Annotated in this window: 25 protein-coding genes and 1 pseudogene; 9 read left to right on the top strand and 17 right to left on the bottom strand. The window is 41.0% G+C overall.

Annotated elements, in window-relative coordinates:
• Positions 1-62: 62 nt before the first annotated feature.
• The 9 genes from V9W66_RS17090 to V9W66_RS17050 all read right to left on the bottom strand — a co-directional run bounded on the left by V9W66_RS17090 (position 63) and on the right by V9W66_RS17050 (position 10,688).
• Complete coding sequence (locus V9W66_RS17090) at positions 63-587, bottom strand: adenine phosphoribosyltransferase (RefSeq protein WP_021650378.1); 525 nt, start codon at positions 585-587, stop codon at positions 63-65.
• A gap of 202 nt (positions 588-789) precedes the next feature.
• The gene (gene recJ / locus V9W66_RS17085) at positions 790-2,508 is read right to left on the bottom strand and encodes a single-stranded-DNA-specific exonuclease RecJ (RefSeq protein WP_144100387.1); all 1,719 of its coding nucleotides are present in this window, start codon (positions 2,506-2,508) and stop codon (positions 790-792) included.
• 167 nt (positions 2,509-2,675) lie between these two features.
• Complete coding sequence (gene secD, locus V9W66_RS17080) at positions 2,676-5,102, bottom strand: protein translocase subunit SecD (RefSeq protein ID WP_144095765.1); 2,427 nt, start codon at positions 5,100-5,102, stop codon at positions 2,676-2,678.
• A gap of 15 nt (positions 5,103-5,117) precedes the next feature.
• A complete protein-coding gene (gene scfB / locus V9W66_RS17075) occupies positions 5,118-6,482 on the bottom strand; it encodes a thioether cross-link-forming SCIFF peptide maturase (protein WP_129975275.1) in 1,365 nt (454 codons plus the stop codon).
• A gap of 143 nt (positions 6,483-6,625) precedes the next feature.
• Positions 6,626-6,766 carry a six-cysteine ranthipeptide SCIFF gene (gene scfA, locus V9W66_RS17070; protein WP_015524633.1) on the bottom strand — a complete coding sequence of 47 codons (141 nt, stop codon included), beginning with the start codon at positions 6,764-6,766 and terminating at the stop codon, positions 6,626-6,628.
• An 82-nt stretch (positions 6,767-6,848) separates the two neighbouring features.
• Entirely contained in the window at positions 6,849-7,199 is a 351-nt protein-coding gene (locus V9W66_RS17065) for a TIGR04086 family membrane protein (RefSeq protein WP_021650373.1), read from the bottom strand.
• A 56-nt stretch (positions 7,200-7,255) separates the two neighbouring features.
• A complete protein-coding gene (locus tag V9W66_RS17060; protein ID WP_144095767.1) occupies positions 7,256-8,977 on the bottom strand; it encodes a hypothetical protein in 1,722 nt (573 codons plus the stop codon).
• Between the two features lie 208 nt (positions 8,978-9,185).
• Positions 9,186-9,779, bottom strand: a complete 594-nt coding sequence (locus V9W66_RS17055) for a YdcF family protein (protein ID WP_144095769.1) — start codon at positions 9,777-9,779, stop codon at positions 9,186-9,188.
• A gap of 144 nt (positions 9,780-9,923) precedes the next feature.
• Positions 9,924-10,688, bottom strand: a complete 765-nt coding sequence (locus tag V9W66_RS17050) for an N-acetylmuramoyl-L-alanine amidase (RefSeq protein WP_144095771.1) — start codon at positions 10,686-10,688, stop codon at positions 9,924-9,926.
• A gap of 226 nt (positions 10,689-10,914) precedes the next feature.
• Between V9W66_RS17050 and V9W66_RS17045 the strand changes: the two genes are divergently transcribed.
• The 3 genes from V9W66_RS17045 to V9W66_RS17035 all read left to right on the top strand — a co-directional run bounded on the left by V9W66_RS17045 (position 10,915) and on the right by V9W66_RS17035 (position 13,693).
• Complete coding sequence (locus tag V9W66_RS17045; protein WP_144095789.1) at positions 10,915-11,892, top strand: ABC transporter substrate-binding protein; 978 nt, start codon at positions 10,915-10,917, stop codon at positions 11,890-11,892.
• A gap of 89 nt (positions 11,893-11,981) precedes the next feature.
• On the top strand, positions 11,982-12,896 hold the full coding sequence (locus V9W66_RS17040; protein ID WP_144095773.1) for an ABC transporter permease: 915 nt from the start codon (positions 11,982-11,984) through the stop codon (positions 12,894-12,896).
• Between the two features lie 2 nt (positions 12,897-12,898).
• Positions 12,899-13,693, top strand: a complete 795-nt coding sequence (locus V9W66_RS17035; protein ID WP_118515603.1) for an ABC transporter ATP-binding protein — start codon at positions 12,899-12,901, stop codon at positions 13,691-13,693.
• Between the two features lie 124 nt (positions 13,694-13,817).
• On the opposite strand, the gene V9W66_RS17030 is transcribed toward V9W66_RS17035, so the two are convergent.
• The 6 genes and pseudogenes from V9W66_RS17030 to V9W66_RS17005 form a co-directional block, all read right to left on the bottom strand.
• The gene (locus V9W66_RS17030; RefSeq protein ID WP_129975279.1) at positions 13,818-14,750 is read right to left on the bottom strand and encodes a DUF5688 family protein; all 933 of its coding nucleotides are present in this window, start codon (positions 14,748-14,750) and stop codon (positions 13,818-13,820) included.
• Positions 14,751-15,056: 306 nt separating this feature from the next.
• Positions 15,057-15,527 (bottom strand): low molecular weight protein-tyrosine-phosphatase, encoded by a 471-nt coding sequence (locus V9W66_RS17025; RefSeq protein ID WP_144095775.1) that lies wholly within the window; start codon positions 15,525-15,527, stop codon positions 15,057-15,059.
• 215 nt (positions 15,528-15,742) lie between these two features.
• Positions 15,743-16,957, bottom strand: coding sequence for an integrase DNA-binding domain-containing protein (locus tag V9W66_RS17020; RefSeq protein ID WP_144095777.1), 1,215 nt, complete (start codon positions 16,955-16,957; stop codon positions 15,743-15,745).
• Positions 16,958-17,061: 104 nt separating this feature from the next.
• On the bottom strand, positions 17,062-17,283 hold the full coding sequence (locus V9W66_RS17015) for an excisionase (protein WP_021650362.1): 222 nt from the start codon (positions 17,281-17,283) through the stop codon (positions 17,062-17,064).
• Between the two features lie 424 nt (positions 17,284-17,707).
• Positions 17,708-17,980 (bottom strand): annotated as a pseudogene (locus V9W66_RS17010) (helix-turn-helix domain-containing protein).
• Positions 17,967-18,404, bottom strand: a complete 438-nt coding sequence (locus V9W66_RS17005; protein WP_005426505.1) for an RNA polymerase sigma factor — start codon at positions 18,402-18,404, stop codon at positions 17,967-17,969. The pseudogene V9W66_RS17010 and the gene V9W66_RS17005 overlap by 14 nt, the downstream one beginning before the upstream one ends.
• 504 nt (positions 18,405-18,908) lie before the next feature.
• Between V9W66_RS17005 and V9W66_RS17000 the strand changes: the two genes are divergently transcribed.
• Entirely contained in the window at positions 18,909-19,268 is a 360-nt protein-coding gene (locus tag V9W66_RS17000) for a helix-turn-helix domain-containing protein (protein ID WP_015524620.1), read from the top strand.
• Positions 19,269-19,331: 63 nt separating this feature from the next.
• Here the strand turns inward: V9W66_RS17000 and V9W66_RS16995 are convergent, their stop codons facing one another.
• Entirely contained in the window at positions 19,332-19,667 is a 336-nt protein-coding gene (locus V9W66_RS16995) for a hypothetical protein (protein WP_022214380.1), read from the bottom strand.
• Positions 19,668-19,838: 171 nt separating this feature from the next.
• Here V9W66_RS16995 and V9W66_RS16990 point away from each other — a divergent pair, with 171 nt between their 5' ends.
• From V9W66_RS16990 to V9W66_RS16980, 3 genes are all read left to right on the top strand, one after another.
• Complete coding sequence (locus V9W66_RS16990) at positions 19,839-20,102, top strand: helix-turn-helix domain-containing protein (protein ID WP_015541275.1); 264 nt, start codon at positions 19,839-19,841, stop codon at positions 20,100-20,102.
• A gap of 94 nt (positions 20,103-20,196) precedes the next feature.
• Positions 20,197-20,370 (top strand): hypothetical protein, encoded by a 174-nt coding sequence (locus V9W66_RS16985; RefSeq protein ID WP_005426514.1) that lies wholly within the window; start codon positions 20,197-20,199, stop codon positions 20,368-20,370.
• Positions 20,357-20,695, top strand: coding sequence for a type II toxin-antitoxin system RelE/ParE family toxin (locus tag V9W66_RS16980; RefSeq protein WP_019162149.1), 339 nt, complete (start codon positions 20,357-20,359; stop codon positions 20,693-20,695). Before V9W66_RS16985 ends, V9W66_RS16980 begins: the two co-directional genes overlap by 14 nt.
• 53 nt (positions 20,696-20,748) lie before the next feature.
• Here the strand turns inward: V9W66_RS16980 and V9W66_RS16975 are convergent, their stop codons facing one another.
• A complete protein-coding gene (locus V9W66_RS16975; RefSeq protein WP_138277361.1) occupies positions 20,749-21,108 on the bottom strand; it encodes an MmcQ/YjbR family DNA-binding protein in 360 nt (119 codons plus the stop codon).
• Positions 21,109-21,508: 400 nt separating this feature from the next.
• Here V9W66_RS16975 and V9W66_RS16970 point away from each other — a divergent pair, with 400 nt between their 5' ends.
• Positions 21,509-21,850, top strand: coding sequence for a plasmid mobilization protein (locus V9W66_RS16970; RefSeq protein ID WP_005426517.1), 342 nt, complete (start codon positions 21,509-21,511; stop codon positions 21,848-21,850).
• Positions 21,799-23,178: a relaxase/mobilization nuclease domain-containing protein gene (locus tag V9W66_RS16965; protein WP_144095781.1), complete on the top strand. Its 1,380-nt coding sequence runs from the start codon at positions 21,799-21,801 to the stop codon at positions 23,176-23,178. The genes V9W66_RS16970 and V9W66_RS16965 overlap by 52 nt, the downstream gene beginning before the upstream one ends.
• Positions 23,179-23,199 lie beyond the last annotated feature (21 nt).

The raw sequence follows: 23,199 nt of genomic DNA, 5'->3' as shown, positions 1-23,199 counted from the left end.
GTGCACAATTTCATACTGCCGTATGACTACAACAGTTCACATCCCCTTCCATCGACAAAAAATCATTTTCCGTCGTAACAGATCACAGATGCCACATTATAACCTTTGAGACGCTCACGCCCCTTCAGACCTGCAAGCTCCATAAGGAAAACCACCTTGACAACCTCGCCGCCAAGCTCCTCCACAAGCTTGATGGCTGCTTCCACGCTTCCGCCCGTAGCGATCAGGTCATCCACAATAACAACCTTCTGTCCCGGCTTGATGGAATCCTTATGCATTTCGATAGTTGCACTTCCATACTCCAGCTCATAGGTTCTGGAAACGGTCTCACATGGAAGTTTTCCTGCTTTGCGGACCAGAACAAAGGGTTTGTGAAGATTATATGCGATCGGCATACCAAAGATAAAACCTCTGGATTCAAGACCGGTGATCACATCGAACTCCTCACCCTCCAGACAATCCTGCATAGAATCAATGGCAAGCTGTAATCCATCCGCATCCTGAAGGACGCTGGTAACGTCACGGAAAATAATCCCTGGCTCTGGAAAGTCCGGGATACTTCTTACATATTCTTCTATTTTTTTCATAATAACCTCCAATGGTTTAATTTGTCAATCAGATGTTAGATAGTATAGCACTTTTTCTGTAGGGAATCAATGTGCAACCCGACAGAACTCGCGGAATTACGACAGGCCCTGGACTGCATATTGCCCAGTACAGAGCCTTCTTTCCTGTTTTACAGTCAATTCCTCGCTATCAGGATCTGCATTTTAGTGATACCTTCTCCTGTTATTCTGTAATATAATTTCGGATTACGATCTGTAAGGTCTCTCTTCCCTGATAACGGTTGATCTCAGGATAATATGTGACCGCAACACTTCCACAGTTTTTTATTCTATCAACAAATTCATCTGCTTCTCCAAAATATACTGCTTCCACTACACAGCCGGTACTGTCTGACAGCTGAAGCTTTGCCACATTCCTATTTTTGCCAAGAATACGGCTGCTTAAAACCCGAAGTCCCTTCTGTGCAAAAATCGGTTTGGTATTTCCCTTTCCAAAAGGCTCCAGCAGGGATATCTCTTCCACAAGTTCCTTATTTATATAGGAAACCGGCATTGGCACATCGATCAGGATCTTTGGAGCCAGATCCTTTTCTGTCAGAGTACAGTTTTCGTTTAACCGTCTGCGGAACTCTTCCACATTTTCTTCTTTAATGGATAATCCTGCCGCCATAGGATGACCGCCATACTGTTCCATCAGATCTCCGCATTTTACCAGTTCCTCAAACATGGAATAGCTTTCTATGGAACGTCCGCTGCCTTTCACCATTGTTTCACCTTTCGTCAGGACAAAGACCGGTTTATTGTACTTTTCCCGGATACGTCCCGCAATAATTCCGGCCAGGCTTTCATGACAGTCCGGTAAATAGATCACAAGAACCCTGTCCTGTCCGATTTCTGTCTCTTCCACAATACGGATCGCTGCTTCCTTTCCCTCTTCTGTGAGAGCTTTTCTGCTTTGATTCAACGCAGTCAGATCACCGGCAAGTTTTGCTGCTTCATCTTCCGTCTCCGCACAGAGCAGTTTCAGAGAACGTGCAGCGGTATCCAGTCTTCCACTGGCATTGATACATGGTCCCAGCACAAACCCTACATGATAGGCAGTGATCGGCCCATCCTCCAGGCCATTGGCACGGATCAGTTCACGGAGACCTTTGTTAGAAGTGTGGGAAAGTCGTTTCAGGCCTTCCTTTACAAGGATGCGGTTTTCACCCTGAAGATCCATCACGTCTCCCACCGTGGCAATGGCTCCTAATTCCAGAAAATCTTCCAGCTCTTTTTCCGGAATCCCACATGCCTCATAGAGAGCTGTCACCAGCTTCAACGCAACAACTGCTCCGCACAATCTTTTCTCGGGATAATTACAGTCCGGCTGTTTTGGATTTACAATGGCATCAGCCGGCGGAAGGATCAGTTCTCTTCCATCTTCCGTTTCTTTATAGGGAATTTCATGATGATCGGTTATTATCACCGTCATTCCCTTCTCTTTGGCCATAGTGATTTCATTGTACGCCGCAATTCCATTATCACAGGTAACAATTATGTCAATCCCATCATTCACTGCTCTTTCGATCAGGTGCTCATGGATTCCATATCCATCTGCCACACGGTCCGGAATATATGTATCTGCCAGAGCTCCTGCACGCTTCAGTCCTTTAATCAGAATGAAGGTCGATACTACCCCATCAATGTCATAATCGCCTATAATACGAATGCGTTTTTTTTCCTTTATTTTATTCCGCAGGATCTCCACTGCCTTATCCACATCTTTCATCAAATGCGGAGAAGCCAGTTCGTCCACCTTTCCATAAAGATATCTGCGAATTTCATCCCTGTCCTGTACATCCCGGTTTCGGATCAGTCTGGCGATCACCGGATCAATTCCGAACTCTTTTCCAATTGCCGCAAAATCCGCCCGTTTTGCAGCAACAACCCATCGTTCCATGTTGTTTCCTCCTTGATGCTTTGCCGCTTTCTTTCTTCAAAGCAACGCAATAACCGTATTGTAACTCATACTCCTGCATGGCTGCAAGTTTTTTATGCCACACAAAAAAAACGTTCCGCCAGGAAATATTCTTTCCCGGTACGGAACGTTTCTGTTATTCAGCAATTTTATTCAGATTTCTCCTCATCATTCTGCTGCTTTGCTGCCTCCTGCGCTGCAAGGCGCTCGGCAACTCTTTTACGGTTTTTCTTCTTCGGCTGCTGCTGAGCTGTCTGCTGTCCGGATGGCTGTTTTACCTTTTTCTCAGATTTCTCGGAAGAAATCTTTGCGGAAGCTGCTGCAGCGGCCGGTGCTGCAACACGATTTTTTCTGAATGTTTTCATAGTGTACCACAGAGTACCAGTGATGCATACAGAAGAATATGCTCCACCGATGATACCTACCATCAGCGGTGCTGCAAATTCTTTAATTGAGGAAACACCCATTACATAAAGGATTGCAACCATTACAAATGTTGTCAGGGATGTGTAAATGCTTCGTGTCAGAGTTTCTGTGACACTGGTATTTACGATCTCTTTCAGTTCCTCATCCTCAACTTTCTTTCTGCCTCTCATATTCTCACGGATACGGTCGAAGATGACAATAGTAGCATTGATGGAATAACCTACGATCGTCAGCATACACGCAATAAATGTATTTCCCACAGATATTCTGGAAATAACATAAAACGCAAGTACGACCAGGACATCATGAAGAAGTGCAAGTACTGCACTGCTTGCAAAGCGGATATCCTTGAAACGGAACCAGATGTAAAGAAGCATGAAGATCGCAGCTACGATAACCGCTACGATAGCGTCTCTTCTCATCTCATTGCTGACAGTAGCGGAAATATTCTCCGATGTGATCAGACTTGTATCTACATCAAAATTTTCCTCCAATGCCTTATTCAGTGCTTCTCGTTCCTTAAGATCCAGAGAACGTGTTTTGATCACTACCTGATTGGTTCCCTGCACCTTGGTCGGCTGTACATTCTTATCACCTGTCACTGCCTCAACAACCGGTGTTACCTCGGAATCGATCTCCTTGATATCCATCTCTTTATTGAAGGTTACATTGGTAGAAGTACCGCCGGAAAACTCCAGACTGTAATTCATGGCTTTGTCACCGATCACATTACTGTGAACCAGCATTCCTACAGGTCCGCAAAGGATCAGGATAATGGAAACAGCAAAGAAGATTTTCCTCTTTCCAACGAAATCCACAGCCTTACGTTCCTTGGCAATGCCATAGAATTTCGGGTCACGAACACCAATTGCGTATACCGCATTAATAACAAGCCTGGATATAACCAGTGCTGTAAACATGGAGATCACGATACCCATTGCCAGCGTGTAGGCAAACCCCTTAACAGAACCGGAGCCAAGCCACATCAGCACACAAGCCGCGATCAGTGTTGTGATGTTTCCATCAAAAATAGCGGAAAACGCTTTGCCGAATCCACTTTTGATCGCTGCATGGACAGAAAGACCTGCCGCGATCTCCTCACGGATTCTGGCGTAGATGATAACATTGGCATCCACTGCCATACCAATGCCCAGGATGATACCTGCAATACCCGGAAGCGTAAGGGTGATATCAAAGGCATTCAGCGTGATCAGCATTAAGGTTGTATAAAGAACCAGTGCAACAGATGCAACCAGACCTGGGATACGGTATGCGATGATCATGATCAGCATAACGATCACAAGACCGACCGCTCCGGCTTTTACACTTGTTGCGATGGCTTCTTCACCAAGCTGTGCAGCAACTACGCTGGAACGAAGCTCGGTAAGCTCAAGACTTAAGGAACCGATTCTTATGTAAGAAGCAAGATTCTGTGCCTCTTCTGTACTTGCCATTCCGGTGATCTGAGCTTTTCCGCCGGAAATCTCCTCATTTACATTCGGAGCGCTTAAAACCTGATCGTCATATACGATTGCGATCTGCTTTCCAACATTTGCCTTGGTAGCTTCCGCAAATTTGGTTTTTCCATTCTTTGTAAGAGTCAGACTGACTGCATATTTCTGGGAGCTTGTGGATGAATCCTGATAAGCACCTCCCTCAGCGTCTGCAACGTCTGTACCTTCCAGTACAACAGATCCGGCTTTCTGGATATCCTCAATACTTCTTGCAAGAACATATCCACTCTCACTGTTTCCTTTTGTAAAATTCTGGTTTCCGTCTGCATCTGTCTGATCGATAAAATACAGAGAACCTGGCTTTCCAAGTTCTTCCAGGATCGCATTTGCATCTGATACTCCTGGAATCTCAATGGTGATACGGTTGGAACCTTCCTGATATGCCTGTGCCTCAGTACTGTACTGAGAAACACGCTGCTGCATCTTGTAAACAGTATCGGACATGTCTTCCTTGCTCGGATTGCTGTCCTTAGCCTGGTATGTGATGCTGACACCGCCGGCAAGATCAAGTCCGGTGTTGATATTCTTAGCCGAACCTGTTCCTGTAGGACCAATGCCTACCGCAGCCACATAGCAGAAGAATACTGTGACAATTGCTGTCAGAAGCAGCACTGCAATTCCTCTACTTTTCTTCATTTTCTTTTTCCTCTCTTATTCCGCCAAAGCGGCTTTTATCATGATAGCGCACTCCACACGCTTCCTCTGGAGTTCGCATCCGATCTTATAATTCCCCCGGATATCTCCGCCGAAATGGTAACCATTTGCCGCACAGCCGCCGCTGCAGTAGAATCTGGCAAAACAGTCTTTACAGTCCGGTTTCGTATAGACGTTACATCTTCCAAAGTCTTTTACGATTTCAGGCTTTGTGATTCCCTCGTCTACATTACCCATAAGGTACTGTTCCTCACCCACAAACTGGTGACATGGATAAAAATCTCCCCACGGAGTAACAGCCAGGTACTCGGTTCCTGAGCCGCATCCGGAAAGTCGTTTGTATACACACGGACCACCGGTAAGGTCTATCATGAAGTGGAAGAAGTTGAATCCTTTTCCCTCTTTTTCTCTTTTGATCATTTCTTTTGCAAGAATATCATACTGTTCCAGGATCTGTGGGATATCCTCCTCACGGATCGCATACTCTTCTGTATCTGCTGCCACGACCGGCTCAACAGAAATCTGCTTGAAGCCAAGATCTGCCAGATGCAGAACATCCTGAGAGAAATCAAGATTATGATGAGTAAAGGTTCCTCTTACATAATACTTGTCCTGATTTCTGGATTCCGCAAATTTCTCAAATTTCGGCATGATCAGATCATAGCTTCCTGCACCCTTACGGAACGGGCGCATGTAGTCATGAACTTCTTTTCTACCGTCCACGCTTAAGACAACATTTCCCATTTCCTTATTGCAGAATTCCATCACCTCATCATTTAAAAGAACGCCGTTGGTTGTCAGTGTGAAGCGGAATTTTTTGTTATGAAGTTTCTCCTGTTCTCTTCCGTATTTCACAAGATCCTTTACAACCTGCCAGTTCATAAGAGGCTCGCCGCCAAAGAAATCCACTTCCAGATTCTTTCTGGAGCCGGAATTAGCGATCAGGAAATCCAACGCTTTTTTTCCTACCTCAAAAGACATCAGCGCACGTCTTCCGTGATACTCTCCTTCTTCTGCAAAACAATATCTACATGCCAGATTACAGTCATGAGCAATATGAAGGCAAAGAGCCTTTACAACGGTCTGGCGGTTTTTGGTAAATTCATCAATGATATTCTCATAAATATCTTTTGTAAAAAGCATTCCCTGTTCCTGAAGCTTCTTGCATTCAGTTACAGAGGTTTCCACATCCTCTTTCTTAAAACGGTCGCCAAGCTTCTCAGCAATGGCAGCCGCTTCCATGCCTTCTTCAAGATACGGCAGCACCTCATAGGTTACTTCATCTACTAGGTGGATACAGCCGCTGTTGATATCCAGCACAATATTATATCCATTACTTTGATAACGGTGAATCAGACTCATCTTCCCGCAATCCTTTCTAAAATTCTTTTATAACCCGACAAAACGCGCCCTCCGGCGCGTTTTGCTGGATACCTGTTACTTTCAGATAAAACAAGTGAAGCAGCGGATCTCCCGCTGCTTTCTACTCATTCAACGGCTGCTTCTTATTTATGCTCGCAGCTCTGGTTTCCTACTGTACAGGAAGTCTTGCAAGCAGACTGACAGGATGTCTGACATTCGCCACATCCACCCTTCTTAACCGTGTTCTGAAGGTTCTTTGTATTTAATGTCTTGATATGTTCCATGATATATCCTCCTTTATGTATTCTATTCTTCGCCTAGTATAGCATAAAATCATCGATTTTCAAAGCATTTTTTTGTAAGCTTTTACGACAGCATCCCACCAATGGCTCCGCCACCAAGACACATGAAAAAAGTAGTCAACGCATGGGCAAAGGTCATATCCCATTTCCCCTGTGCCAGAAAAGATACCAGAAGCAGCAGAACATAATAGGAAAGCCCGGTAACGATCCCCCATATATATCGATCTTTCCGTATGATCTTTCCCGCCATAAAACCTCCGACCAGGCAGGATACTACATAAATAATAATGATCCCCACCGCCGCCGTCCCTCCTCCAAACTCAAACTGAAAGAGCAGAAACGCCAGTATCAGAAGAAAAAGTCCTGTCACTCCATAGGCTAGCAGCAATGATCGTAATATTGCTTTTCCCTTCATAAAAAAGCCCTCCCACAGTCATTATATGGGAGAGCTTTTTTTCTTATTCTTATTCATTACTTCTTTCTTTTCTTAAAAAACACTGCTACACCAGATACAACTGCCGCTGCCACAAACAAGATCACAAACGGAAGGATCTGAGTATTATCTCCGGTATTTACCTGTTTCTTGGATGTTGTTGCAGAAGACTGTTCTTCAGCCTCATTCTCCGCCGTATCACTGTTCTGAGAAGAAGACTGTTCCTGATCTGTGCTATCTGAAGTCAGATTCTGAGATGTCTCTGCCGTATTGGTGTCTGTACTGTCTGTTTCTGCAGAATCTGCAGTACCTGAAGATGCAGTATCCGAAGATGAAGCATCAGCTGCAGGTGTAACCGTTGCACCTGTATTGCTTTCAGCATCTGGCCCTACCAGAGATTTACTTCCAGCGATGCCAAATGGGCTGAATGAATGTGTACTGAAAGTCATTGTGTCACCATCCATGCTTGGAATGATGGTCTCCATTGCGCCATTATCAAGAAGGTGTTCAATCGAATATGTATAGCCGGCCTTTACAGGTACAGTCACACTGATATACTCCCCATCCGGAATTTTATACTCTGTATTATTCTGTGTATCCCAGAGTTCAAACTCATAGGATTTAAAGATTGTTGCATCTTCTTCATTGGTAAACTGATAGTCCTCACCACCAGAAACACGAAACTGTACATACCACGGAAGATCGATTCCTGATACAGTTATTCCATCACAGGTATGATTTTGAGACGCAATTTCCTCTTTTTCTGTTTCTGTCAGATCAGTAGCTGCATTCTGAGGGCGTTTATCCTCTGTATCATCTTTCCTGTCAAAAATATTATTCTTGTTTTCTTCAGCATCAGGAGTCTCCGTGATTTCCGGGATCGCGGTAATTTCAGCATCATTATTTTTTTCATGATTTTCATCGTCTCTGTTCTCAGATGCTGCATCAGGATCCATACCATCTTCTGCCGCCGGAGTTATCGTTACAGCAGGAGTTTCCGTAGCTTCTGCCTCTTCCCCATCCTGAGTTTTATTATCCTCAGATGGTGCAGCTGTTACCTCCGGAGCTTCTGTTATCTCCGGACCCCTGTTTTCCTCTTCACTGGCATCTGTTGTATCTGAAGAATCTGAAGAAGACTGCTCCGTTTTTCCTGTTGTCTCCGGATCTTCTTTATTTTCATTCTCCTGAACACTGTCAGCCTGCAGACCTTCGTTCTTCCCTTCATTCTCTGCAGTGCTGTCCTCTGTTTCTTTTACAGAAGTATCTGCATCACTCTCATTGACGTCGGTTCCATTTTCCTCTTTATCATCGGTTCCATAGGATTTTCCTGAATCTGAATCAGAAGAATCGGAACTTTCCTCACTTTCGGAATTTTCCTCTGTACTGTCAATGCTGCTGACCACAACTGTCACGGAACCTGTAAGTGTTCCTGAATTACTGTCCCACCCCGGAAGGCCTGAAAGGTCAGCACCTGCAGCAGGTTTAAACACTACCCCACAAGATTGCACACGTTTGTCCGGAACATAAGAACTATCTGCCCAGGAAAGAGTTCCATACGCATTAGATGGGAGCGCAATGTTAGCAAGAGCTGTAGGGCTGTCAATAGTTATATTATCCGGGATCACAGCACCGGATTCTATACCTGAAGAGTTCTCCGCATATGCCGGAAAGGTCTGTCCTCCGATCAGTGTCATGGACAATGCCGCTGCTGCCAGTATTGAAAAGCTTCTGCTAAATGTAATCTTTGTGTTCTTTTTCATAATAATCTGCACCTCTATATTCAAAATCTAAGATTCATATTTGCCTTTTGTCAAAAAATTCAGTTATATAAAATATCGAACGCATGTAACATGCGCTCGAACCAATATTTCTCCAAAAATTAATATCTTGTTAATCTTTCGTAACAGATATTTCTTTTTTTCGTCAAATGCATTATAACACAATTCTTTTTTTTACGACACCCCTAAATTAATTTTTTTTGAGCATCAATGAAATTTGTTTAATTATTCTAGTTATTTCCCCCATTACCTCATCAATTCCATCATTTGTCATAATCCACGTATTTTTATCTATAGAATCCACACAACACGAACTCACAAAGAATTCCGTATCCGGATAAAGCAACTTGTAATACATCAACGCACGTCTTGCATGACAGGTTTTACAGCAGAGAATCGCCTTTTTGATATCCAGGTGTTCTCTGTCTGTTACCTGTCTGGAATAAATTGCGTTCTCATAAGTGTAGGTTGCCTGATCTTCTTTCAGAATTGCTTCTTCCGGTACACCATTCTGCATCAGAACATCTTTCAAAAAATCCCATTCCGTTTTGTATGCCCCACAATAACATTCTTTCTTGTCAAGAACTCCTGTAAATCTCCCTGCTGTGATACTGTATCTTCCACTGGGCAGAATCTTTGGTGCAAACCCATTCCTGTAAAGCTCCGCTGCTTTTTCTGCCATTTGAGGATATCCGTTTCCCGGAACAAAGATCACATCCGCTTTTTCCGGCTTATCTTCTATAAACATGAAATCTTCTATCTGTTTCAAAAACTCTTCGTACATTATTTTCTATGTCCTTTCTTTACCATCTGCAGCTAAATCCCGGATCAAAAGATATTTATCTGACAGATATCTCTTATCCAGCTTTTTGTATTGCCTAATCATATCACTCTTTCGTGGCAAATGCACTAACAGATCATCTGTTTTCTATTTTGTAACGATCACTGTGCTATATCCACTGTCCCTCAGCCTTTGTTCCATATTGACCGCATTTCCAAGCTGCATATATGCTCCTACCTGAACTTTGTAAAGATCATTCTCTCTCAGGATAAACGCCGGAAATCCCTGATCTGTCAGCTGATACAACATCCTGTCTGCATTTTCCCGATTTCGAAATGCTCCTGTCTGTACCCGATAATACAATGGCTCTTCTACCGTTTCCTCATTCAATGTTCCCAGAATGGCATCTGCGATGCTTCTGGCAATCTCTTCGAATTTTTTTTCAAAAAGCTGATTATCCTTTTCCGAGTTTATAAATCCGGTCTCGACCAAAAGTGCCGGCATTTTTGTGCGCCGGAGCACTACCAGCCCCGGACGTTCTTTTACGCCCAGTTCCCGAAACCCCAGTTCTCCCAATGCTCCCAGGATATTCTGTGCCATCTGATATTTAATGCCTTTCTTATCATAGACCAGTACTTCAACTCCATTGTATTGTTCCGGCTTGGAACTGCTGTTGCGATGAAAAGAAATAAAAAAATCTGCTCCAGCTTCATTTGCAGCTTTCGCTTTTTCAAAAGGAGTCTGATAAACATCTGTAGTCCTGGTATAAACCACATCCACGCCGTTCTCTTCCAGGATCTTTCCTACTGCAAGGGTCAGTTTCAGATTGTCATCCTTTTCCTTGCGATCTTTATAAACAGCACCCGGATCTTCTCCACCATGTCCGGCATCCAGAACGATTTTATATGCCATGTTCTTTCTCCTTGAGAATTTCATTCACAATATGATATGATTGTATGTTTTTTCCTGTGCCTGCATTTCATTTCATGCTTTATTTTGTTTTCCGGATCTGTTTACTCAACATATTTTCACGTTAATTCTTCTTGACTTTTAAGCGTTAAAGTGTTATATTAACACAATCAGCGTTGTATTTTTAAATAATCCAAAAATGCAGCAACATCGTGAGGAGGAAAACAATATGAAAAAGCGTATTTTAACAGCTGTACTCGCAGCAGCTCTTGTAACAGGAACCTGTGCTGCCACAGTAAGCGCCAAAGAAGAAAAGACTTACACAATAGGTATCTGCCAGCTGGTCCAGCATGATGCACTGGATGCCGCAACCAAGGGCTTTGAGGATGCCATCACTGAGAAAATGGGAGATTCCGTAAAATTCGACGAGCAGAATGCACAGGGTGATTCTAATACCTGTTCTACCATTATCAACGGCTTTGTTTCAGAGGGGGCAGACCTGATCCTTGCAAATGCAACCGCATCTCTTCAGGCTGCAGCTGCCGGAACTTCCGATATCCCGATTCTCGGAACAGCCGTTACCGAGTATGGTGTTGCTCTTGGAATCGATGACTTTGACGGAACAGTAGGCGGGAACATTTCCGGTACTTCTGATCTTGCACCTCTTGATGAGCAGGCCGATATGCTCCATGAGCTTTTCCCGGATGCAAAAAATGTCGGACTTCTCTACTGCTCAGCAGAGCCGAACTCCCAATATCAGGTAGATACTGTAAAGGATGCTCTTGAGAAGCTTGGTTATACCTGTGAATATTATGCATTCTCTGATTCCAACGATCTTTCATCCGTTGTTACTACAGCTGCCAATGACAGTGATGTGATCTATGCACCTACAGATAATACTGTAGCATCCAATACTGAGATCATCAACAACATCTGTCTTCCGGCAAAGGTTCCGGTAATCGCTGGTGAAGAAGGTATCTGCCAGGCATGTGGTGTTGCAACACTTTCCATCGACTACTATGATCTTGGATACAAAACCGGCGAAATGGCAGTCAGCATCCTTCAGGATGGTAAAGATATCTCCAAAATGCCGATTGAATATGCACCAAAATTCACAAAAGAATACAACAAAGACATCTGTGACGAGCTTGGTATTAAAATTCCGGATGGATATGAAGTAATCGAAACAGAAGAAGCAGCTGAATAATCGGTAAAAAACCTATTATACACTGATACAGCGAGAAGGGAGTTCCCCTTCTCGCTGTTCGTGCATAAAAAAGAGGAGGATAATTTAACATGCAGATTATGAGTTTAATAACCGCACTTCCAGGAGCTGCCGCACAGGGGCTTATCTGGGGAATCATGGCGATCGGTGTGTACATTACATTCCGCATTCTTGATATTGCGGATCTTACCGTTGACGGAACTTTATGTACAGGCGGCGCTGTCTGCATCATGATGATGCTCAGCGGACACAATGTATGGGTGTCCATGCTGGCTGCAACAGGAGCCGGACTTCTGGCCGGTCTTGCCACCGGTATTTTTCATACCTTTATGGGTATCCCGGCTATCCTTGCCGGAATCCTGACACAGCTTTCCCTTTACTCTGTCAACCTGAAGATCATGGGAAAAGCAAACCAGGCGATCAATGTTGATAAATTTAATCTTCTGGTATCCCTTCGACGTGTCAAGGGTGTTGCTCTGACACAGAATACGCTTTTTATCGTAGCAATTATGATCGCTATTCTGATCGCAGTCCTTTACTGGTTCTTCGGAACTGAACTCGGATGTTCCCTGCGTGCGACCGGATGTAATCCAAGCATGTCCCGTGCACAGGGTATCAACACAGACCGCAATAAGGTTCTGGGACTGATGCTTTCCAACGGACTTGTTGCTCTTTCCGGCGCTCTTCTTACACAGTACCAGGGATTTGCAGATATCAACATGGGACGTGGTTCCATCGTTATCGGTCTTGCTGCAGTAATTATCGGTGAAGCGATCTTCAGCCGTATTTTCCGCAACTTTGCACTGAAGCTGTTAAGCGTTGTATTTGGTTCTATTCTTTATTATCTGGTACTTCAGATTGTTATCTGGATGGGAATTGATACAGACCTTCTGAAAATGCTTTCCGCACTCGTCGTTGCATTGTTCCTTGCTTTCCCATACTGGAAGGGCAAATACTTTACAAAAGCCAAACAGGGAGGTAAATGATCATGCTGAAACTGATCGATATACATAAAACATTTAATCCGGGCACCATCAATGAAAAGGTTGCTTTAAACGGCGTGGATCTTCATCTGAACGAAGGTGATTTTGTTACAGTCATCGGAGGAAACGGCGCCGGAAAATCCACTATGCTGAATGCAGTTGCAGGTGCCTGGCCTGTAGATTCCGGAAAGATCATTATCGGTGGAACCGATGTCACAAAACTTTCCGAATATAAAAGAGCCGCGTATCTTGGCCGTGTATTCCAGGATCCTATGACCGGAACTGCTGCAACTATGGGAATTGAAGAAAATCTCGCTCTTGCCAAACGCCGCGGAAAATCCCGCCTTCTCCGTCCGGGCATTACCCGTCAGGAACGAGAAGAATATCACGAACTCCTGAAGATTCTCGGTCTTGGTCTTGAGGACCGCCTCACTTCCAAAGTCGGACTCCTCTCCGGTGGCCAGCGACAGGCATTGACACTTCTGATGGCAACTTTAAAGAAGCCTCAGCTTCTTCTTCTGGATGAGCACACTGCTGCCCTTGATCCGAAGACTGCAGCCAAGGTTCTCGAGATCACAGACATGATCGTAACCCGCGATCATCTGACAACCATGATGATCACCCATAACATGCGTGATGCTATCACTCACGGCAACCGTCTGATCATGATGTGGGAGGGAAAGATCATTCTGGATATCCAGGGTGAAGAAAAGAAAAAGCTTACAGTCAAAGATCTTCTAGACAAATTCGAAGAAGCCAGCGGTGAAGAATTTTCCAACGATTCCGCACTTCTCAGCTAAACCACAAAAAAGCTTTTATAATAATAGTTAGACAAACAGCATAACACAGAGAAAGAACCTGGCCGGAATTTCATTCTTTATGATGGATTCCGGCCTTAATTTCCATATGACACTTTTCTTTAGCTCATTTCAATTCCACAGAGAATTCACCACTCCTTCTGCTGTATCGATAAATGGAAGATGTCAGATAATCCTCTTCCGGAGTTGCTTTCTCGAGCGTATCACTTAGAACCTCTTTCAAATCTTCCGGATAAACTACATCTGCATTATGGACCATTACTTCATGAACACTGGTAAAAACCAGATACAGGTCTGACCCCAGAAGTTCAGAAAGACGTCTGGCTACCCCGGGCAAAAAGATTGCTGCCGCTCCATTAGTACGCTTTTCTGTACTCAGGCAATTCCCGGCAATCCCTTTATTTGGATGGTATGTTCCAAGGATATCCATGAAATTATCTCCTTCGTACGTCTTATCAAACAGCATTTTTTCCCAATGATAGATTCTTGGTGGGCTGATAAAATATGTATTTATTAGAGCAGCTTCGAAAACAGTATCCGCATCTTTTCCCCATTTCTCCACAAAACTTTTCTTGATCTTTGCACTCAGAACATATCCCTCTTTTTCTCCTGCAAGATAATAAACCACTAAAGCAATATCTCCGATTTTGTGATGAACCAGCTCCTTCAGTATAGTCCTGTTTTTATCTGCATTCAGAAGTCGAATAAAAAGTCTGCTTTTTACCTTCTCATAATCTTTCAGATCGTCCAAATCACATAGCACACAATTTTCACTGACTTTTTTTATCTCCCTAACACAATCATGAACGATATTTTCAAAAGAATGTTCCTGACAGTACCTTTTATAAAGCTCTTCTGTATGCAACCCGCAGACTGTTTTTGCCTTTTCCATATGACCACTTTCTACAAATAGCCTATCTCCCAAACAGCCATATTTTTCTCCATCGTTTGAAAAATAAATTTCTTCTTCCTTCAGATCCATAGCCGCAAGAAGAAGCTTTCTCAGGTCCGTGACAAAAGTTTCATAACTTTTTTCCATATTTAATTTCCTTTCTGTGAAACAAAGCGGACGAATGTCCCGACAAAATCCTGTGCGCTCTCACAACGACACACAAAATGATTCTGATTTGATAATATAATTAGATATTTCTGTGGAAAGAACTTCCACTGTAGAATTGCAGAGAGCAGATTTCTCTGCTGAATCTGAGTTGCTTGCTGTATGGACAAGTATAATAGAAGTTTTCAGATTTGTAAAGAAGTTTTCATCGACAGAAAAAGCAGCTTCCGCTGCCTTTTACTGTCATACCTTTTGTATTATTTCAGATTTGTGTCTCATTCCGAAATATCAGTAATGGATTTCTCCATGTTTCTCCAGATAATCCAGAAATCCCTCACAACCTTCCTGTATATCTTCATAAGTTTCATCAAAATTTCCTGTATACCAAGGATCCGCAATATCCCGTCCTGATCCGGCAAAAGTCAGAAACTTATAAAGCTTCTCTTCCGGATCATTCTTCAGCATCCTGTTAAGATTACGCATATTAGCAGAATCCATACCAATAATATAATCGGCTTTTTCATAATCCGCCCACGTAATCTGCTTCGCTCTGTGCGGAACCAGTGGTATTCCCACTTCTCTCAGCTTGTTCACTGTTCCCCTGTGAGGCGGATTCCCAATCTCTTCTGTACTTGTTGCAAAACTGTCGATCAAAAACTGATCTGAAAGGCCGAGCGTTTTTACCTTGTGCGTAAAAACACTCTCGGCCATGGTTGATCTGCAGATATTGCCGTGGCAGACAAATAACACACTTATCATTGCTTAAAACTCCTTGAAATGCTGTATTTACGCTGTTTACAGGCATTTTCCGATAATCTTCAATCCTGTCATTTTCCTGTATATCACAGCATAAATTCGTATATTTTCTTATCCAAATTTAGTAACTTCTTAGTAATAACCAGCCTGGAAAACAGGCTTTCTAAGAACCTTATAATCAGATTATTTTTAATTCTTTTTTCTATTATTTTATCATACTATGCCAGTTTTGCAATCCTATTCATCTCTTCTTTTGCATCAATTAATCCCAGATGCGTATATACATTTAACGTAACCCCTATATCAGAATGTCCCATTAAATATTGGAGTGCTTTCGGATTCATTCCAGCTTTCGCCATATTGGAACAATATGTATGCCTGCATACATGAGGCGTGATCTTTGGCATTTGTTCCTCATGAGTACGATTATACTTTCCTAACGCCCACTGAAAATGTTTTTCCCAATGAAGTGCTACTTCAGGCATATCTTTTTTATCCAGAAATAAGAATCGACTATATCCATCTATAATCGGCTCAACCCTTACTTTTTTACGATTTTTCACAATCTGTTCAAAACATTCATAAACTTCATCTGTCATCGGTAACATTCGTGTTCCACTTGAAGTTTTGGTATCTTCAATGACGTACTGCATTCCTCTGGTTCTCTGAAGCTGATGATTCACATTGATTTTTCTCTCCTGAAGATCAATATCTTTCACTGTCAATCCACAAAACTCAGAAATACGAAGTCCAGTCTTAAACAAAATAAACATTCCATTATAGTATTTTGAGTAATGGTCATCATTTCGGATAAACTCCAGAAACAACTCTTCCTGTTCTTTTGTAATTGCCTGTCTTGTAACACTGTCATTTACGACAACTGTACATAATTGAAATTCAAAAGGATTCTTGCGCAGTAAATCATCTTCAACTGCCATCTGAAATGCAGGTCTTACAATTCCACGCACACTGTGAATGGAACTGTATCCTCTTCCATCTGCTTGCAGCTTAATAAACCATGCTTTTGCATCCGACAATTTTATTTTATCTATTCTTCTGGTTCCGAATTCTTCTTTTTTTATTATATTGATCACAAAATCATAGTTCGCCTGAGTGTTATGACGAATCCCCTTTTTTTGTCCAATGTATTTTTGAACCAAATCCAAAACTGTTAAATTTCCTCCGTAAGGTACTATACCATCATGTAAATCTCTTTGGATATTTTTTTCTTTTTCCCTTAGAGCTAAGCATGGTCTGCATCCAGTTGGCAGAGAATCTGTTGGCTCTAATTTCCAACTATACAAAAACTTCTGCTTTCCATAACAATCTGTATATACAAACGCATATCTTCCATCTTTTCTCTGACTTTCTCCGTTTCGTAAAATTCGACCTTTTTTATCTCGTCGTTTTTGGTCACGTTTTGTTTTACCCAAACGTCTTCGCCCCTTTCTACGAAGAAGCCCTAGCACGATATAGGTATTATATCATACCAGGGCTAACATTTCCACTTTAAAGTGCTAAATTGTTCGTATATTTTTTACAAAGACGTAGTCTGATCCAGAAAGGCCTCAAATTTCTTACGGTTAATCAATGACTTACACCCCACCTGGACTGTAAAGCAACATTCTGAATTTAGATGTTCCGAAATAAGCATCCTTATTTTCTTTTCACCTATTCCGAAATATTGCACTGCTTCATCCACCGTAAGCATATATTTTTCCCAAATTGGAATCTTACCTTTTTCAATTTTAATCGCCACTCTTCTCTCCTCCTTTTCTCTTTGGACAAAACATTTTTATCTGCCCATGACAATTTACAATTTTATACACTGTCATCGGCAGATAAAATTACAATACAGGTGGCAGTTCAGTACTCTGCCCACATCGGTTTTGCACCGTCATTAAATATGACCAGATTTTTTCTGGAAGTATCATTATCACAGATATGCTTCGTCGCCCTGTGCAGCTGCTACACATTTTGTCAAATTCTTCTCGCTCCATACCTTTACTTCAATGTTATATTTCAGCATTTCCTCGTATTTACTCCATTAACAGAGCAGATATATCATGGCGGATTTACCTAGTGGCTCTACATATCTTCACGTCCTGTATGTAAAACAATATACAATTTTCAAGGTACAAAAATTCCTGAAGGGGAAAAGGAATCTATATTAAATACTCCCTTTACTGATTACTTTTCCTTACATATGATTTCGTATCAAATCCCAAGGTCTTAGTAATCAGTTTTGCTTCCAGGCGTTGACGCAGAGTTTCATCTACACAGTAATGCACCTATCCAAATTCGTCAAACATTTTTCTGGTAGCCAAAACTGTTATGTACCCTTCATAATGCTTCAACACTGCCTGGATTGCCTCAGTATCACCAGTTGATGCTGCCTCAATAACATGGAATGGCAGCAAATCAAATGCGCATTTCTGTTTTTTACTTTTTTTCATTTGCAGATTCCTCCATATTTTTTCTCATCAGTTCCAGTGATCGTCTACGATGCTCATTAATTGTGCTGCGTACAAGATTCATTTCTCTGGCAATGTCTGCATCACTCATATCCATAAAATATGATAATAACACAACATTCCTTTTCTTTTCAGTAAGTGTCTGCAGTGCTTCAGCAATCAATGCATCTTTGACTTCTATGTCGTAACCCAGGACCTGAAAACGATGTGTTTCCATTTCATGCTCATCCATTATAAAAAGTCTGCTCAACTCCTTTTCTGATAATTCTGACAACATCACTTCATACTTCTGGCGATATGCCATATGCTTTTCATAATTAATAACTTCACTTTTCAATGCCAGCTTGCACAGAGAATCAAACTGATGTCTGACTGTCTGCTCATCTTGAAAAGAGGATTGCTCCATAAGAGTTCACCTCCTTCCCCGCCGGTAGGCAATAAGCAAAGTTCTTGCTTCCCCTTCACACATATCCCAAACGGATGAGTGCATTTGTCGGGGTGTGGGAAGAAATTTTTAAAAAATTTCTTAATAAATACGAGAAAATTGTTTTTCCTGTATTTTGAGGTATATAAAAAACGTCCTAATGGGTAGTTTTTAGCCCATCGGACGCTATTTATATCAAAAGATAATATTTTGCCATCATTTTTTGTGGCATATAATTCACTTTTTGAGGTAAAGAAATTTATTTGCTTTTTTGAACTATTTATCTATTTCATCCGTCACGTAATGACGGATATGATACCAGACAATAAAATTCTTAATCTTTCCTATACCTCCGGATCTGTTTTACGGAAATTCAGAATTTTATATGTCTTTTAAAAAGTGAAATATCACCCTCTTTTTTAGTGAAATATTAGTTCATTTTCTTTCAAGAAAGGGAACTATACACTAAACATGGAGGTGTATCATATGCCAAAACAAACAGATAAAGAACTGGGATTGTTTTTTAAGAACGCCCGACACGAGCAAAAATTGACTTATGAAGAATTAGCTGAAAAAGCAGAAATGTCCAGCCGATATTTAAAGGAAATTGAAAATGGGGGCCGAGTTCCCAGTTTTCATAAAATCAGAAAACTGGTACGCGCTTTAAATGTTCCTCCTGAACCATTGTTTTATCCAAACAATCATACAGATAATCTTGATTATCAACGCCTGCTCATGTACCTATCAAAATGCAACGATGAGCAAATTACCGCTATCCTTGCCATCGTAGAAGCATACCTGCGCACATACAAAATTCCTACAGACCACGATAAACAAGATCCCTGAAATTCATTTGAATTCTATCTGAATTATTCTGAAGAAGCGGTATGGTTTCCCATACCGCCACTCTTAACGTGCATATTTTTCTATCATTCTCTTAACATTCGTGGATTTCTTTATTGCCCCTATATTAATAAGAAACTCAACTACATCCATCATTCCCTGGTAATAAGCCCGCTGCTCCTCTTCATAATGGAAATGTTCTAACTGATCCAGATATTTATTCCAGAAATTCTGCTCACGCTCTGGGATTTTTTCCAGATGTAGTGGCAGCTTCTTTTGTATTTGTTTCAAATTCTTCTCTGCTTCTTTCCATTCTTCCGGCTGTACTGTATATTCTCTTTCTCCGAAGTCACAGCGCAATTCCTCAAATAAATTCGATACTGCTTCATAAAATTCATTCATCTTCTTTCCACCTCTCATTAGAATTATTTCTCATTACAGGCAGCATTATCATTTTCTTATTTCAAAAATCAAATAAACTTTCCAAAAACTTCATCTTTAGAAGTATAGTAACAATATTTTTCCTTAAAATCAATAATAATACTTCATCTTTAGAAACTTTTGAGGATCAGAATGATTATTTATTGGGATAAAAAAACGAACAGTAAAAACAGAATAGGACAACGGGTAAAAGAATTACGAAAGGCTCATAATCTTACTCAGAAAACACTCGCTGCCAAATTACAACTTGCAGGATATGATTTTAATGATCTGGCAATCCTGCGAATTGAACAAGGCACACGTTTCGTTCCCGACTACGAAGTTGTCGCACTGGCCGAAGTATTTAATGTTTCCTGCGAATATCTTCTTGGTCTGACGGACGCTCCTGCAAAATAATTCAATTGTATTGCTGCCCATTCTATGCTAAACTATGGATAGATACTTCTGAACAACATACACTATTTATAAACCGTATGATTGGAGTGATTTCATGGAATTAACAAAAAAAGTCCCTACAACCGATAAAAACCAGGAAAACAATCATCTTCTCCGCATGTTAGACCGGGGAATTGATGATATGGAAGCTGGTCGTGAATTGCCACTGGAAGATGCTTTTCGCAAAATCACAGAATTAAGGGATGCACGAAGAAATGCAAGAATATAAAATTATTTTAACCTGGGAAGCAATTTACGATGTCACAGACATTGCAGATTATATTGAAGAAGAATTCGGCCAGCAACGTGCTGACCGTTTTCAATCTGATCTGAAAGAACAAATGCAGAATTTAGGCCAGTTCAGTACTGCCTTTCCCCGAACTCAAATTCTGTACAGAGGATATTCCATACATAAAAGATCTTTTCCGCCATCTATTATTTTTTATATTATAATGGAAGAAACAAAAGAGATTCATATTCTCCGAGTGCTGCGCCATGAACGAGATTGGGAAAATATCCTGTTGCAAAGATCAACTTATACATATCCAGAATGAATACCTGGGAGCCGATCAGAGATTTTTCTGAAAGGCTTCCTTTTTAATTTTAATTACTTCCCACTGTCAATTAAATCATAACTCATATCCAGAAAATCTAGCGTCTTAGCTTCACTGACAGATTCATCCAAAAGAATCGTAATCCAGTGTCGCTTATTCATATGATACCCCGGTAAAAATCCATACGTTTCAATTAACATCCCAACCAGATCAGGGTCACATTTTACATCCAGGATATTAATTTTTCCATCTTCTTCTAATCCCAGTGTTTTCTTTTCCACTGCCATAATTATAGCATACCATTTTCCATTTTTATGTCGAAGCACCGCAGAATCAGGATCTTTTTTCCATAAATATTCCGGTTCCGTTCCATATTGCTCTTTCACATATTGAAAAATTTCCTCACGTTTCAAATTTATCCCTCACTTACGATTTCTTGCTCTGATTATACGCTATCAGGATTATATTCTCAACCACTTCTCACAGTTCTATTTATGTTTTATAGCTTTTGCATAGCCTGCTTTGCAGGCTACACCCCAAAAGAAGCAAGCACTGCCAGTGTCATGACAACTGGCTCATTTTGTCAAATTCCCTTTCCGGTTCATTCTACCAAAATGTATCAGGGAGTATCCCTGGCCCTCTCATATTTTATAATTTCTTAATTTGACGCTTTCACCCAGTCCTGTTAAAATAACTTACAGATACATCTGTCCAAACCAACAAAAAACCAAGTACCATAACTGTCATAGCCGAACTGGTTAGACAGTTTTTTTGTACTCTTTTTTATAGAAAAAAACGAATTGGAGGATTTCAATGAGCAAACGTACCAGAATTCATCCCGTACAATTTTATTTGAATGATGACGAACAATACATTTTAGAAGAAAAATATCGTCTTTCCAGGATGAAAAGCAAATCTGCCTTTCTACGGAAAATGATCTTATATGGATTTGTATATGAAGTAGACTACTCTCATATCCGAAAAATGAATACCCTGCTGGGCAATATCAGCAGCAATTTGAATCAGATCACCCATCGTATAAACAGTACCAATACAGTTTACCCAAAGGACCTGGACGATATAAAGGAGTTAATGGAAAAAATATGGCAGTTACAAAAATCCATGGTATCAAAACAACCGTTGATAAAGCAATAGAATACATCTGCAATCCAGATAAAACTGGCCAGAATCTATATATTTCTTCCTTTGCCTGCTCTCCCGAAACAGCCGTTCTTGACTTCAAATACACTTTGGATCATACACATGACTGCAGAGATCCGCACAATACAAATAAGGCATTTCATCTGATTCAGGCATTTTCCCCTGGTGAAGTTTCCTATGAAGAAGCCCATCAAATTGGCAAAGAACTTGCGGATCGCTTACTGGAGGGAAAATACTCCTATGTTCTGACAACACACACTGATAAAGGTCATGTACATAACCATTTAATTTTCTGTTCTGCAGATAACATCACTTTTTCTCATTACCATGACTGTAAAAAGAATTACTGGAAAATACGAAATCTCAGCGACACTTTATGCCTGGAACATAACCTGTCCACAATTATGCCAGATGGTAAAAAGGGAATGAAATACAATGAATGGGCTGCAAATAAATCTGAATCCAGTAAAAAAACGCAGCTGCGAAAAGATATCAACCAGACAATCCGGATCGTTTCCACTTATTCAGAATTTCTTACATTTATGGAAGCTAAAGGATATGAAATAAAAAACGCAGAATTTGGCGAAAACAGCAGAAAATACATTACCTTTCGTTCTCACGATATGTCCCGTCCAGTGCGTGGAAGTGCTAAATCTTTAGGAAAAAACTTTACTAAGGAACGTATCAAAGAACGCATTGAAAATAAACGTCAGAAAGCTATTTTTCCTTCTGTTCATAACAAATTAATAGATACCAATGCTCCCAATATAGCAGGAAACATTGGACTTCAGAAATGGGCAAATAAGGAAAATTTAAAAATTGTCTCTGCTGAATATAACAAGATGTTCACACATAATCTACATAATTTTTCAGAACTTGAAGACCGCATAGCCTTGTTACATATGCAGCAAAAAGAGGTAAATACCTCTGTTGTTTCTCTCGAGTCTCAGATACGCCATCTTCGAGAAATGCTAAAATATGCCGAACAATATCAGAAAAATAAAATTTACGACGACCATTATAAAAGCTCCAAAGATCCAGATCGTTATTTCCGTAAATATGAATCTCAAATTATTCTTTTCGCGGGTGCTGAACATATTTTACAGGAAAATGGTATAAACCTGAAACATCTTAATTCCAATAAGTTGCAAGAGCAAATTGCAGATCTTATTTCCAGAAAAGAATCTCTAAATACTCAATACGTTTCTTTTAAGCAAGAAATAAAAGAGTTGGAATTGATACATCAAAACCTGTCCAAATATCTCAAACAGGATGCTCCTGAAATACAAAGATCTTCTCATAACCAACTCCCTTCTTTGTAAAACCATAATAATAGGCAGCGA

Origin of the sequence: Blautia massiliensis (ex Durand et al. 2017), assembly GCF_051861785.1 — a bacterium.
GTDB classification, from domain to species: Bacteria; Bacillota; Clostridia; order Lachnospirales; family Lachnospiraceae; genus Blautia_A; species Blautia_A luti_A.
Note: the sequence above shows the minus strand (reverse complement) of the source record. Positions and strands in the feature narration are given on the sequence as shown.